The sequence below is a fragment of the Clostridium bornimense genome, from assembly GCF_018917145.1.
Taxonomy (GTDB): domain Bacteria; phylum Bacillota; class Clostridia; order Clostridiales; family Clostridiaceae; genus Clostridium_AN; species Clostridium_AN bornimense_A.
Genome location: NZ_JAHLOD010000021.1, coordinates 47,463 through 61,771 on the forward strand (window position 1 = coordinate 47,463; position 14,309 = coordinate 61,771).

Annotated in this window: 12 protein-coding genes; 9 read left to right on the plus strand and 3 right to left on the minus strand. The window is 29.6% G+C overall.

The window, feature by feature from the left end; all coding sequences use genetic code 11:
• Nucleotides 1–13 precede the first annotated feature (13 nt).
• Together KQI30_RS17550 and KQI30_RS09235 are read left to right on the plus strand one after the other, a co-directional pair.
• Nucleotides 14–1,501 (plus strand): methyl-accepting chemotaxis protein, encoded by a 1,488-nt coding sequence (locus KQI30_RS17550; RefSeq protein WP_216463012.1) that lies wholly within the window; start codon nucleotides 14–16, stop codon nucleotides 1,499–1,501.
• A gap of 79 nt (nucleotides 1,502–1,580) precedes the next feature.
• Nucleotides 1,581–2,255, plus strand: a complete 675-nt coding sequence (locus KQI30_RS09235; RefSeq protein ID WP_216463013.1) for a uracil-DNA glycosylase — start codon at nucleotides 1,581–1,583, stop codon at nucleotides 2,253–2,255.
• Nucleotides 2,256–2,457: 202 nt separating this feature from the next.
• On the opposite strand, the gene KQI30_RS09240 is transcribed toward KQI30_RS09235, so the two are convergent.
• The gene (locus KQI30_RS09240; RefSeq protein ID WP_216463014.1) at nucleotides 2,458–2,664 is read right to left on the minus strand and encodes a hypothetical protein; all 207 of its coding nucleotides are present in this window, start codon (nucleotides 2,662–2,664) and stop codon (nucleotides 2,458–2,460) included.
• A gap of 160 nt (nucleotides 2,665–2,824) precedes the next feature.
• On the opposite strand from KQI30_RS09240, the gene KQI30_RS09245 reads away from it, so the two are divergent.
• Complete coding sequence (locus KQI30_RS09245) at nucleotides 2,825–4,609, plus strand: bifunctional homocysteine S-methyltransferase/methylenetetrahydrofolate reductase (protein ID WP_216463015.1); 1,785 nt, start codon at nucleotides 2,825–2,827, stop codon at nucleotides 4,607–4,609.
• Nucleotides 4,610–4,679: 70 nt separating this feature from the next.
• Here KQI30_RS09245 and dapB read toward each other — a convergent pair whose 3' ends face one another.
• Both dapB and dapA read right to left on the minus strand, forming a co-directional pair.
• Entirely contained in the window at nucleotides 4,680–5,435 is a 756-nt protein-coding gene (gene dapB / locus KQI30_RS09250; RefSeq protein WP_216463016.1) for a 4-hydroxy-tetrahydrodipicolinate reductase, read from the minus strand.
• Between the two features lie 16 nt (nucleotides 5,436–5,451).
• Nucleotides 5,452–6,330, minus strand: coding sequence for a 4-hydroxy-tetrahydrodipicolinate synthase (gene dapA / locus KQI30_RS09255; RefSeq protein ID WP_216463017.1), 879 nt, complete (start codon nucleotides 6,328–6,330; stop codon nucleotides 5,452–5,454).
• Nucleotides 6,331–6,668: 338 nt separating this feature from the next.
• On the opposite strand from dapA, the gene KQI30_RS09260 reads away from it, so the two are divergent.
• The 6 genes from KQI30_RS09260 (at nucleotide 6,669) to KQI30_RS09285 (ending at nucleotide 14,079) form a co-directional block, all read left to right on the plus strand.
• Nucleotides 6,669–7,595, plus strand: coding sequence for an ABC transporter permease (locus KQI30_RS09260; RefSeq protein ID WP_216463018.1), 927 nt, complete (start codon nucleotides 6,669–6,671; stop codon nucleotides 7,593–7,595).
• Between the two features lie 14 nt (nucleotides 7,596–7,609).
• Complete coding sequence (locus tag KQI30_RS09265) at nucleotides 7,610–8,554, plus strand: ABC transporter permease (protein ID WP_216463019.1); 945 nt, start codon at nucleotides 7,610–7,612, stop codon at nucleotides 8,552–8,554.
• A gap of 15 nt (nucleotides 8,555–8,569) precedes the next feature.
• Nucleotides 8,570–9,625 (plus strand): ABC transporter ATP-binding protein, encoded by a 1,056-nt coding sequence (locus KQI30_RS09270; RefSeq protein WP_216463020.1) that lies wholly within the window; start codon nucleotides 8,570–8,572, stop codon nucleotides 9,623–9,625.
• Complete coding sequence (locus KQI30_RS09275) at nucleotides 9,615–10,607, plus strand: ABC transporter ATP-binding protein (protein WP_216463021.1); 993 nt, start codon at nucleotides 9,615–9,617, stop codon at nucleotides 10,605–10,607. Before KQI30_RS09270 ends, KQI30_RS09275 begins: the two co-directional genes overlap by 11 nt.
• 50 nt (nucleotides 10,608–10,657) lie before the next feature.
• Nucleotides 10,658–12,298: a peptide ABC transporter substrate-binding protein gene (locus KQI30_RS09280; RefSeq protein WP_216463022.1), complete on the plus strand. Its 1,641-nt coding sequence runs from the start codon at nucleotides 10,658–10,660 to the stop codon at nucleotides 12,296–12,298.
• A gap of 320 nt (nucleotides 12,299–12,618) precedes the next feature.
• Nucleotides 12,619–14,079: a peptide ABC transporter substrate-binding protein gene (locus tag KQI30_RS09285; RefSeq protein ID WP_253287452.1), complete on the plus strand. Its 1,461-nt coding sequence runs from the start codon at nucleotides 12,619–12,621 to the stop codon at nucleotides 14,077–14,079.
• Nucleotides 14,080–14,309: the final 230 nt, after the last annotated feature.

Sequence of the window (14,309 nt, forward strand, 5' to 3'; positions counted from 1 at the left end):
GGAAGGACATAAAGTGAAAGATAGTAAAGTGAATATAATAAAATTTGCAAATAAGTTTGCAATAATAATGACATCAATAATGGTACTTTTAATAGTATCATTGTTGACAATATCATCAAGTATGGGGAGATTTGATAAAGGATTTTCCATAATATTCTCAGTAATAGTTTTACTAATACATGGGTATTCAATATTTTCTTACATAAAAGATAAAAGTAATCCATATATAAAATATACTACATTTTTTACTTCATTTATACCAGTAAGTGCATCTGTAATAAAAACAGATCAGCTTATACTTATATGTTGTTTGTTTTGCGTAATTATTACTTATGTTAGTTATGCAAATAGAAAGTTATTATTAGTATATATGGTGTTAGGTTTATTAGTTGAATGTATAAAAGTAATATATGATGTTAGTACTGGTAATATGGTTGAAATTATTGCTTATATAATTATGGGATCTATAACTATTTTATTTTACATTGTAGTTTACTTTATACAAGTTTTAACTAGTCTATATACGAAAAGTATAACTTCAAATTTAAGTAAAGTTATGGAAGCAAAAGAAAAACAAGAAAAAGTAACAGAAAAGATTTTTGAAACTAGTAATGTAGTTATAGAAAATTCAGATAGAATAAATACTATAATGAAGGAAATATCAGAGTCATCTAATTTGGTATCTACAGCTATTGAAGAAATTGCTACAGGAACTAATGGAATGACTGTAGATATTCAGAGTCAATCTGAAAATATAGTTAAGATACAAAGAGAAATAGAAGAATCTATTAAAGCTTGTGATGATATGAATAGTGTATCTATTACTACATCTAATGTTGTAGATAAGGGAGCAGATATAGTTGATAAATTATTCAATGAATCAAAAATAGTTACAGAGAATACTAATGAGGTATATCAATTAGTTAGTGAATTTATAGAAGAATCTAATGAAATAGCTAAGATAACATCAGTTATTACAGCAATAGCGAATCAGACAAACTTATTAGCATTAAATGCATCAATAGAAGCTGCAAGAGCAGGGGAACTTGGAAAAGGATTTAGTGTTGTTGCAGAAGAGGTAGGGAATTTAGCGGAACAATCAAAAGAAGCTACTGAAAATATAAATGAAATAATAAGAAGATTACAAGATAAAAGTAATAAGTCTAATAAAATGGTTAAAGTTCTAAGAGAAAGTAATGAGATTCAAAATTCATTAGTAGAAGAAACTAAGAGCGTGTTTGAAGATATAGATAGTAATGTTAGTAATATAATTGATAGAAATAACAAAGTAAAAGATAGTGTTAATGAAGTTAAGGCCTCTAATGAAATGATAAGCAATGCTATGACTAATATATCTGCTGTTTCAGAGGAAACTATGGCAAATACAGAAGAAACTTTTGCTATGTCTAATGAGCATATAGAGCAAGCTAAAAAAGGTGAAGTAATAATAGAAGAATTAATAAATGCAATTAATGATCTAAAAGTTATTAGTGAACAATAAAGTTTTAGATCCTCTTGAATAAGTTAACTTATTATGAAAGAATAATATATATGAAGTTAATTATATGAGGAGTGGAACTATGGTTGAATTTAGCAATAAATGGAATGAAGTCTTAGCAGGAGAATTTGAAAAAGATTATTATGTAAATCTTAGAAAGTTCCTTATACACGAATATAAAACTAAAAAGATATATCCCAATATGTATGATATGTTTAATGCATTAAAATTAACATCTTATGAAGATGTTAAAATAGTTATATTAGGTCAGGATCCTTATCATGGTGAAAATCAAGCTCATGGTTTAGCTTTTTCAGTGAATAAAGGAATTAAAATTCCACCATCTTTATTGAATATGTATAAAGAATTGCATAATGATTTAGGGTGTTTTATACCGAATAATGGTTATTTGGTACCTTGGGCAGAGCAAGGAGTCTTGCTTTTAAATACCGTTTTAACTGTTAGAGAAGGAGAACCTAATTCTCATAAAAATAAGGGATGGGAGATATTTACCGATAAAGTTATCTCAAAATTAAATGAGAGAGAGGATCCTGTGATATTTATTTTATGGGGAAATAATGCTAAGGAAAAGTTAAAACTTATAACAAATAAAAATCATTTTATTTTAACTGCTCCACATCCAAGTCCTTTATCAGCATCAAGAGGCTTTTTTGGATGTAAGCATTTTTCAAAAGCTAATGAGATTTTAAAATCATTACATAAGAAAGAAATAGACTGGCAAATAAATAATATATAATTAGGAATAGAAAAATAATATTGAGAATATAATAATATTATTACGTAAGGTTTTTTTAGAGTGGCTGTCACGCAAAAAAAGTGTGGCGGCTTTTTTCATTAAAATAGAGTATAAAAGGTACAAGTATAAGGGAAGTTAAAAAAAGCAGAAAATAAAAAAAGGGGTGCGCAAGGCACCTGTTTGGAAATTCGTGGGTTAGAAATTAACTAAAGCTAGAATTTTCATTACAGAGAATTTTGTTTTTCAGATGATTAATGGCATCTGCTCTTCTTGCTTGAATATCCTTAGCTTCTGCTAGTTTGTTAGGAGAAGAAATATTATTACTATGGGTTTCAAGGTGTTTAGCTGTTCGAGTATAATTTTCTACCAAATTAATCATTTCATTTAATCGTAGTTCTTGATTATTCAAATTAAACACCTCCCTAGTACAATAATATTATTTCAGAGGAGACAATAAATAATACTATAATAATAATGGTATATTAACCAAAATTAAAAATTTATTATATACCAAGTAAAGGATATGATAAAATTATATAAATATTAAATTTTATTACATGGGGGCTAAAATGATAAAAGATTATTTAAAAGATAATATATTAGTAACTGATGGAGCAATGGGAACTTATTATATGAAAGATAAGGTAAATAGTGTTTCTTGTTGTGAATTAGCTAATATAACAAATCCAGAAGAAATAAAGAAAATTCATATGGAATATATTGATGCAGGGGCAAAAATTATAAGAACAAATACTTTTGCTGCCAATAGAGAAGCATTAGATGTTACTGATGAGGAATTAAAAAAGATAATAATTAATGGATATAAAATAGCAAAAGAGGTTGCAAAAGATAAGGATGTATTTGTGGCAGCATCTATAGGTCCAATAAGGGCAAATGTGGAAAAAGATGTGGATATTTTTTCAGAATATAAGTATATTGTGGATAACTTTCTAGAAATTGGAGCAGATATATTTGTTTTTGAGACATTTAGTAAACTAGATTATTTAAATGAAATTTCTACGTATATTAAAAGTAAAAATGAAAATGCTTTTATAATAACTAATTTTGCTATTATGGGTGACGGCTTTACTAGAGATGGAGTTAGTTTGAATAAAATTGTAAGTGAGATAAAAAGTTATAGATCTGTAGATATTTATGGATTTAATTGTGGATCTGGTCCAACACACTTGTATAAATTATTAAAAGGAATAGATATTAAAAATGATATAGTAGCAGTATTACCTAATACAGGATATCCAGAAGTAATAAATGAAAGAACAATATATCCTAACAATCCTGAATATTTTGCACATAAGATGATGGATTTTAAAAGATTAGGATTTAGAATTCTTGGTGGGTGTTGTGGTACAAGTCCAGAACATATTAAAAAGTTAGTTGAGGCATTAAATAATAATGATAAGTTAGAAATAAAAAGATACAAAAAAGAAGAAAGTTATAACAATAGGATATTAAAAAAAGAAAATAAATTTTTAAACAAATTAAAAGAAGATAAGTTTGTTATAGCTGTAGAATTAGCGCCTCCATTTGATACAAATATAGATAAGATGATGCATTGTGCAAAGGTATGTAAAGAGAATAATATTGATTTAGTTACGATACCTGATTCACCAATGTCTAAAGTTAGAGTAGATTCAACGATACTAGCAACAAAGATAAAAAGAGAAATTGGTATAGATGTTATGCCTCATGTATGTTGTAGAGATAAAAATACTAATGCCATAAGATCTGGGCTTATGGGGGCTCACATTGAAGACATAAGAAATGTGTTAGCACTTACAGGAGATCCAATGTCTGATATTAATAAGGTAGAGACTAAGAGCGTATTTAATTTAAATTCATTTAAGCTTATTAATTTAATTTCAGAGATGAATAATGAAGTTTTTGAAGGAGATAGTATAACTATTGGTGCAGCGTTAAATTTAAATGTTAGAAATAAGGATATTGAAGTGGCAAGAATGAAAAAGAAGAAGGAAAATGGAGCTAACTTCTTTTTAACACAACCAATTTTTGATGATGAAACTTTTAAGTATCTTAAGAAAGTGAAAGAAGAAAATAACGTAAAAATACTAGGGGGAATTCTACCAATAGTAAGCTATAAAAATGCACAGTTTTTAAATAACGAATTACCAGGGGTAAACATTCCTAAAGAATATATAGATAGATTTACTCTAGATATGGATAAAGAAGAAGCTGAAAAAGTTGGTATAGATATCGCAGTAGAATTAGGAAACAAGATGAAAGACATTGTAGACGGATTTTATTTTATAACACCATTTAAGAGAATAGAAATGATAATGAAGATTATAGATGGAATTAAAAATTCACATTGTTAGTTCTTTTTACCTAAAAAAGCTGCCGTACTCATTTGTACGACAGCTTCTTTAATATACTGATTATATTTAATTAACTATTTAAGACATCGTCCATATTGTAAAGACCAGTTTCTTTGTCTGCCATAAATTGAATTGCCTTCATTGTACCTACAGCAAAAACTTCTCTTGAAGTGGCTGTATGTTTAAGTTCTATTGTTTCACTAGCACCGGCAAATATAACTTCATGCTCACCAACAATAGAACCACCTCTTATTGCATGAACACCGATTTCTTTCTTTTGTCTCTTGCAGTCATTACCGCTTCTTCCGAATACATATTCAGTTTCAGCTTGTATTGCTTCTCTTATTGTATCACCAAGAAGAAGAGCAGTACCACTTGGAGCATCTACTTTTTGATTGTGATGCTTTTCTATTATTTCTATATCATAATTTTCAAATAATGTATTTGAAATTTGTTTTAATATGTTGTTTAAAACATTTATACCTATAGACATATTACCAGATCTAAATAATGCTACAGTTTTTGAAGCTTCCTTAATTTTATTTACTTGATCATCAGAAAGACCAGTAGTACAAATTATTGCAGGAACTTTTTTGCTAGTAGCAAAATTTAGTAAGTCGTTTAATGTTTCAGGTCTAGAATAATCTACTATTACATCAACATCTAAATTAACGTCATTTATAGAATCGAAAAGTGGAAATTTGATTTCTGGATCTTTATACTTATCAACACCACCTACAACTTCGATATTGTCATATTTTTTTGATTCTGCATAGACAGCCTTACCCATTTTGCCGCTAGCACCAACAATTAATATTTTTATCATATATAATATACCCCCCTTAAATTAATCCATGCGATTTTAATGCAGTTTCAAGTGATTTTAAGTTATTTTCCTCCATATCAACAAGAGGAAGTCTTAAAGGACCTACATTGAAATTCATTAAGTTTAATGCAGTTTTAACTGGAATTGGATTTGTTTCAATAAATAAGTTTTTACATAAATCTAAAGTGTCTACTTGAATTTTTAAAGCTTCTTTAGTTTTACCTTCCATATAAAGAGCACACATATTATGAACCTCTTTTGGTACTATGTTAGCAAGAACAGATATAACTCCAGCACCACCTAAAGAAAGTATAGGAATTATTTGGTCATCATTACCACTATATATTAAGAAATCTTCTCCACATAAAGCTCTGATTTCAAGTACTTGAGATAAGTCTCCAGATGCTTCTTTAACACCTACTATATTAGGAAGCTTTGATAATTCTTTTACTATAGAAGGTTTAAGATTTAGTCCAGTTCTACTAGGAACGTTATATAGTATTATTGGAATATTGATATTAGAACTTATAGCTTTAAAATGTTCTATAACTCCTTTATCTGAAGATTTATTATAATAAGGAGTTATTACAAGAACTCCATCTACACCTATTTTTTCACACCAAACACTCATAGCTATTGCAGCAGCAGTGTTATTACTTCCACTACCAGCAATTATAGGAATTCTTCCATTAGCTTTTTCTACAGTAAATTTAATTGTAGATTTCTTTTCTTCTTCTGTCATAGTAGTTGCTTCACCGGTTGTTCCACATATTATTATGGCATCAGTATCATTTTTTATATGATACTCAATTAACTCCTCTAATTTATCAAAATCAACACCATTATCATTAAAAGGGGTTACTAGTGCAACTCCACTACCTGTAAATAGTTTCATATATCATTCTCCTTTGAGATAAAATACTTTTAATTACCTATTATATTATATAACGATATTAAAAAGAATTGTAGGTATTTTTAATAAAGAGATAATTTACATATGAAATATATTATTACAGGGTGCTATAAATAATATTATAAAAAAAGAAAGATTATAGTAATTAATATTTTGTTAATAAAAATCCTGCAAAATTATCTATTCTATAAATAATTATATGCAGTTTTGTGATTGTTGGTTGACAAATTGCAAAATTTTAATATAATAATTCATATACCAAAAAACGATAAAAACACTTGTTTTTTTACGTAAAACAAATAGAACATGGGGGAAAGGATATGGCAAAATATATTTTTAAGAGATTTTTTAGTAGTATTTTTACTATATTTGTAGTAATTACTTTGACATTTTTCTTAATGAGATTAATGCCAGGTGGACCATTTGATGGTGAAAAGGTAACACCTGAGATAAAAGCAAATTTAGAAGCAAAATATGGGATGGACAAGCCACTTGGAGAACAATACATTATGTATTTAAAAAATTTAGCAAAAGGTGACCTTGGAGAGTCAATGATATTTAAAGGAAGAAAAGTTACTGATACAATTGCTAATTCCTTTCCGAATTCTGCTAAGGTTGGATTAGTTACAGTTTGTTTTTCTGTGATAGTGGGAGTTGGACTTGGAATTTTAGCAGCACTTAAGAAGGGAAGATGGCCTGATTCATTATGTATGATTATTGCAACATTAGGGATGACAATACCTAGTTTCGTAATAGGTACAGGAATGATATATATTTTGGGAGTTCAACTTAAGTTACTTCCACCAACAGGATTTAGTTCATGGGAACATTATATAATGCCAGTTATAGCTCTTGCAGGAAGTTCGATGGCATTTATAACAAGACTTACAAGAAGTAGATTGTTAGATGTTATGAAAGCAGATTATATAAGAACTGCAAAAGCAAAAGGACTTAGCCAAGGTAAGATTATTTTTAAACATGCATTGAGAAATTCACTAATACCAATAGTAACTTACTTAGGACCATTAGTAGCAAGTATTCTTACTGGAAGTTTTGTAGTTGAAAAGATATTTGCTATTCCAGGGCTTGGAAATGAGTTTATTCAATCAGTTACAAATAGAGATTACTCTATGTTATTAGGAGTTACAGTATTCTATTGTACATTAATTATAGTATTTAACTTTATAGTAGATATTCTTTATGTGGTAATTGATCCAAGAATTAAATTAGAAAATACTGAAGGATAGTTAGGAGAAAAATAATGAAAAAAGATATAAGCATTGACAAAGAATTATTTACTCCACTTACAGCAGAAGAAAAGAAAGTTAATTCTGTAGTAAGACCTAGTGTAGGGTATTGGAAAGATGCATGGAGTAGACTAAAAAGTAACAAAATGGCTTTAACATCATTAATTATAATAATAGTTATTATGTTTTCAGCATTTATTTTACCACTTTTTCTACCATACACATATGATGGAACAAACTTAGAAATAGCAAATCAAAGCCCATCAAAGTCACATTGGTTTGGAACAGATCAACTAGGAAGAGATATTTTGGTAAGAGTTTTATATGGAGCTAAGTATTCATTAATTATAGGTATAGCTGCAGCAATAATTAATTTATTTATTGGTGTATTATATGGGGGTATTGCAGGATTTTTAGGTGGAAGAGTAGATTCTATTATGATGAGAATAGTAGATGTCCTTTATTCTATACCACTTACTATATATGTAATAATATTAATGGCAATTTTATATGATCCTAATGCTGGGAAAAGTGGGCTTGGAACAATAATTTTAGCACTTTCTATATCTTATTGGATAGGGATGGCTAGAATTGTAAGAGGAGAAGTCCTTCAGTTAAAACAACAAGAATTTGTTCTTGCAGCAAGAGCTCTTGGGGCATCAAAAATAAGAATACTTTTAAGACACTTAATACCAAACTGTGTTGGATCAATTATAGTAACAATGACATTACTTATACCTGAGGCTATATTTACTGAAGCATTTTTAGGATTTATAGGTATAGGTCTTGTACCACCATTAGCATCTTTAGGTACATTGGCTAGTGAAGCACAAAAAACAATTTATACTTATCCATATCAATTATTATTCCCATCAATTATGATTTGTTTAATAATTTTAGCATTTAATTTATTTGGTGATGGATTAAGTGAAGCACTAGATCCTAAAAATAAAAAGTAGGGGGAACTGATATATATGGAGAGATTGTTAGAAGTTAAAGATTTAAGAACCTCCTTTGCCACAAAGTTTGGAGATGTACAATCTGTAAGAGGGGTATCATTTCACTTAGATAAAGGTGAAGCACTTGGAATAGTTGGAGAATCTGGCTGTGGTAAAAGTGTAACTATGATGACACTTATGAGACTACTTGCTGACAATGGTAAAATTGTAAGTGGTGAGATTCTTTTTAATGGTAAAAATTTAACTGAGATATCAGAAAAAGAAATGCAAAAGGTTAGAGGAAATGAAATTGGTATGATATTTCAAGATCCAATGACATCTTTAAATCCTTTATATACAATAGGAAATCAACTTATAGAACCATTAATAAAACATAAAAATATGTCAAAAAAAGAGGCCGAAGAAACTGCTATAAAGATGCTGAAGATGGTTGGAATACCTAGTCCAGAAAATAGAATGAAACAATATCCACATGAATTTTCTGGTGGTATGAGACAAAGAGCGATGATAGCTATGAGTCTTATTTGTCAGCCAACTATGATAATAGCTGATGAACCAACAACAGCTCTTGATGTTACAATTCAAGCTCAAATTCTTGATTTAATGAAAGAGTTAAAAGAGACTTTAGGAACATCAATAATTCTTATAACTCATGACCTTGGAGTAGTAGCAGATGTTTGTTCTAGAATAAATGTTATGTATGGTGGAAAAATTGTAGAAACAGGAACAACAGAAGATATATTCTATAGAGCAAAACATCCATATACTTGGGGACTTTTAAATAGTATTCCAAATCCAAAAAGTGATGTAAGAGAAAAATTAAGACCGATAGAAGGTCAACCACCAGATTTACTTAAACCACCAACAGGATGTGCTTTTGCAGCAAGATGTGATTATGCTATGAAAGTATGTTTAGAAAAACAGCCACCAGAATTTAATGTAGGTGAAGGTCATAAATCAGCTTGTTGGTTATGTCATGAAAATGCACCAAAGGTAGAAAGTCCGATAAAGAGATATGACTTTAGTAGAGAAGATACTACCGATAAAGGAGTGAATAAAAATGACGAATAAGGGTAAACAAAAAAATAATGATATAGTTCTAGAAGTACAGGATTTATGTAAATATTTTACTGCGAAGAAGGGGTTCTTAAGCAAGAAAAGTTATGTAAAGGCTGTAGATAGAGTTTCATTTACTCTTAGAAGAGGGGAAACTTTAGGATTAGTTGGAGAATCTGGTTGTGGAAAAACTACAACAGGAAGAACAATATTAAAATTATATAATCCAACATCAGGAAAAATAATTTTTAATGGACAAGATATAACAAATTTAAGTGAAAAGCAAATGGTACCACTTAGAAGAAAAATGCAAATGATATTCCAAGATCCATATGCATCACTAGATCCAAGAATGACCGTTGGAGATATTATTGGAGAAGCAATAGATATTCATGGGCTTTATAAAGGAGAAGCAAGAACAAAAAGAATAAGAGAACTTTTAGAAAGAGTTGGACTTGTGGGAGATCATATCAATAGATATGCTCATGAATTTTCAGGTGGACAAAGACAAAGAATCGGTATTGCAAGAGCATTAGCGGTAGAACCTGACTTTATAGTATGTGATGAACCAATATCAGCGTTAGATGTATCAATACAAGCGCAAGTTATAAATATGTTAGAAGAGTTACAAGAAGAGTTAGGATTAACATATCTTTTTATAGCTCATGATTTATCAATGGTTAAGCATATATCTACTCATATAGGGGTAATGTATCTTGGTAAATTAGTGGAGAAGGGAACTAGTGATGAAGTGTATTCAAAACCACTTCATCCATATACAAAAGCTCTTTTATCAGCAATTCCAGTGCCAGATCCAAAACAGGCTAAAGCTAACAAAAGAATTCTTTTAGAAGGAGACATACCATCACCAATAGATCCACCACCAGGGTGTAGATTTAAAGGTAGATGTAAGTTTGCAAAACCAGAGTGTGGAAAGGTTGATCCAGAATTAAAAGAAGTAGAACCAGGACACTTTGTTGCATGTCATTTATATTAATGAATTATAGTTTTCATTAATTTTAAAATATAAAAAAGGGGAAGATAAATATGAAAAAAGGCAAATTAAAAAAAGTACTTTCTTTAGTTGTCGCAGCTACTATTAGTTCTACATTGCTAGTAGGTTGTGGTGATGACAAAAAGGAAGGAAAAGATAAGCAAGTATTAACTTATAATTTAGCAGCAGATTCAAAAACATTGGATCCAGCATTAAATACTGCTATTGATGGTGGAACTGTACTATCTAATACTTTTGAAGGTTTATGTAGAACTGATGAAAAAGATAAGGCTATTAAAGGTGGAGCTGAGTCATGGAATGTTTCTGAAGATGGCTTAACATATACTTTTAACTTAAGAAAAGATGCAAAATGGTCAAATGGAGATAAGGTTACAGCTCAAGATTACGAATATGCTTGGAAAAGAGTATTAAATCCAGAAACAGGTGCAGAATATGCATATCAAATGTATTATATTGAAGGTGCAGAAGCATATAATACTGGTAAAGGTTCTGTGGATGATGTAGCAGTAAAGGCGCTAGATGATTATACTCTAGAAGTAAAATTACATTCACCAACTAGCTACTTCTTAGAACTTACAGCATTTCCATGTTATTTCCCAGTAAATAAGAAAGTTGTAGAATCAGATTCAAACTGGGCTACTAAAGTTGATACTTATGTATCAAATGGGCCTTTCAAAATGACAGAATGGAAACAGAAGGATTCATTAGTTTTAGAGAGAAATAATGAATATTATAATAAAGACAAAGTTAAATTAGATAAGTTAGTAATGAAGATGGTAACAGAAGATACATCAGCATATGCTTCATTCCAAGCTGGTGATTTTGATGTTATAGATACAGTACCATCTGCTCAAATAGAAGCAGGATTAGCAGATGGAAGTTTTACTAAGTATCCAAATTTAGGAACATATTTCTTGGTTGTTAATGTTAATGGAGAAAATACTAGTGATGATGTAAAAAAAGTGCTTTCAGATTCTAAAGTAAGAAAAGCATTAAATCTAGCAATTAATAGAGATGCTATTGTTAAGAATGTTACAAAAGGTGGACAAGTTCCTGCATATAGCTATGTTCCAGAAGGAATTCCATCAACAGATGGAAAAGACTTTGCAAATAAGAAATATTTTAAATCATCAGGAGATGTAAAAGAAGCTAAAAAACTTCTAGAAGAAGCTGGATATAAAGATGGAAAAGGATTCCCAACAATTACTTTACTTTATAATCAAGAAGGGGATCATGGAAATATAATGCAAGCTATTGCAAACATGTGGAAGGAAAACTTAGGTATTAATGTTTCATTATCACAACAAGAATGGAAAGTATTCCAATCTACAAGAAGTGAAAAGAAATATCAAATTGCAAGACATGGATGGTCTGGAGATTATGTAGATCCAATGACATTCTTAGAAATGTGGACTTCAACTTCAACATTAAATGAAGCTGGATTCTCAAATAATGAGTATGATGCGTTAATTAAAGATGCAATAAAAGAACAAGATACTAAAAAGAGAGAAGAAATTTTACACAAAGCAGAAGATATATTAATGGATGAAATGCCTGTAATACCAATTTACTACTATACTCAAATCAAAGGAGTTAAATCATATGTTAAAGATATGAAAGTATCACAACTTGGATTTATCTATTTTGATGAAGCTTATATTGAAGGTAAATAGTTGTAAAGTACTAAATTTAATATAACATTAGGTATAATAAGCTATGACGAAAGAATTAAAATTATTCTTTTGTTATAGCTTATTATTTATTTATATGATAAATTTGCACACTAAAGTATTGAGAAAATTGAATTAAAGTATTCATAAACAGTGGTAAATGCTGGTTTAATCTTAAAATTATCTTAAAATATATAAAAAGTAAAAAGGTTAATGGTTTACAGAAATATATATGGTAAATTATTGACTTTTTTTATAAAAGCAATTCAATATGTAATGTAAAGTTAAGTATAAAAGGGGGAAGAGCAATAGAGAGAAAAAGATTGAAAAAATTCATTTCTTTAATTATTTTAGTAACAATACTTACAGCAATTTTTATTGGTTGTGGAAAAAGCAAAAAAGAATTAAAAAAAGATGATCAAGTGCTTACTTATACATTTAAATTAAGGAAGGATGCAAAGTGGTCTAATGGTGATACAGTAACAGCTCATGATTATGAATATGCGTGGAAGAGAGTATTAAATCCAGACACTGCAGCAGAGTATGCATATCAAATGTACTACATTAAGGGAGCAGAAGCATATAACACTGGCTCCGGTAGTGCTGATGAGGTTGGAGTTAAGGCTGTTGATGATTATACATTAGAAGTTCAGCTTGAGTCACCAACTTCATATTTCTTAGAGTTAACAGCATTTCCATGCTACTTCCCAGTAAACAAAAGTGTTGTTGAAAAAGATGCAGATTGGGCTACTAAAGTAGATACATATGTTTCAAATGGTCCTTTCAAAATGACAGAATGGAACATGAAAGATTCTTTAGTATTTGTAAAGAATGATAATTATTACAATAAAGATAAAGTTAAATTAGATAAATTAGTAATGAAGATGGTTACTGATGAAACATCTGCTTATGCAACATTCAAGGCTGGAGACTTTGATATGATAGATGTTGTTCCAACTTCAGAAATAGAAGCAGGATTAAAAGATGGTTCTTTTGTTAAGTTTGATAACTTAGGTACATATTTCTTAGTAGTAAATGTAACTGGTGAAAATGCTAGCGATGATGTAAAGAAAGTTCTTACTGATAAGAAAGTAAGACAAGCATTAAACTTAGCTATAGATAGAGATTCTATTGTTAAAAATGTTACTAAAGGTGGTCAAATACCAGCACATAGCTATATTCCAGAAGGAATACCAGGAGCTGATGGAAAAGATTTTGCATCAAAAGAATACTTTAAATCATCAGGTGATGTGGCTGCAGCTAAGAAGCTTTTAGAAGAAGCAGGATATAAAGATGGAGAAGGATTCCCTACAATCACTTTACTTTATAACCAAGAAGGTGCTCATGGAGATATAATGCAAGCAGTTGCAGATATGTGGAAGAAGAACTTAGGAATCAACGTTTCATTATCACAACAAGAATGGAAAGTATTCCAACAAACAAGAAAAGATATGAAATATCAAATTGCAAGACACGGATGGGTTGGAGATTATGTAGATCCAATGACATTCTTAGATATGTGGACTTCAACATCTCCATTAAACTATGCTGGATTTGCTAATGAAGAGTATGATAATTTAGTTGAGACTGCTATTTCAGAAACTGATACTGCTAAGAGAGATGAATTAATGCATAAAGCAGAAGATATATTAATGGATGAAATGCCAGCACTTCCAATTTACTATTATACTCAAGTTAAAGGAATTCAACCATACGTTAAAGATGTTAGAGTTTCACCACTTGGATTTATCTATTTTGATAAAGCTTATATTGATGGAAAATAAAAAAATCTAATTCTTATACTTAGTTAACCCAAGATATAGATAGAGGAAGCTGTTGCACGAAAGTGTTACAGCTTCTTTTTTTATCGGGGAATATATGCAAAGGTACAGGGATATATCAGTGCACAGCATTCCTGTTTTGAGACTTTATAAGAATTGAAAAAAATAACCTCCCTAGGTAAAATGATAATTGCAAAACAAAAATACCAAGGAGGTTATTCAAATGAATAATA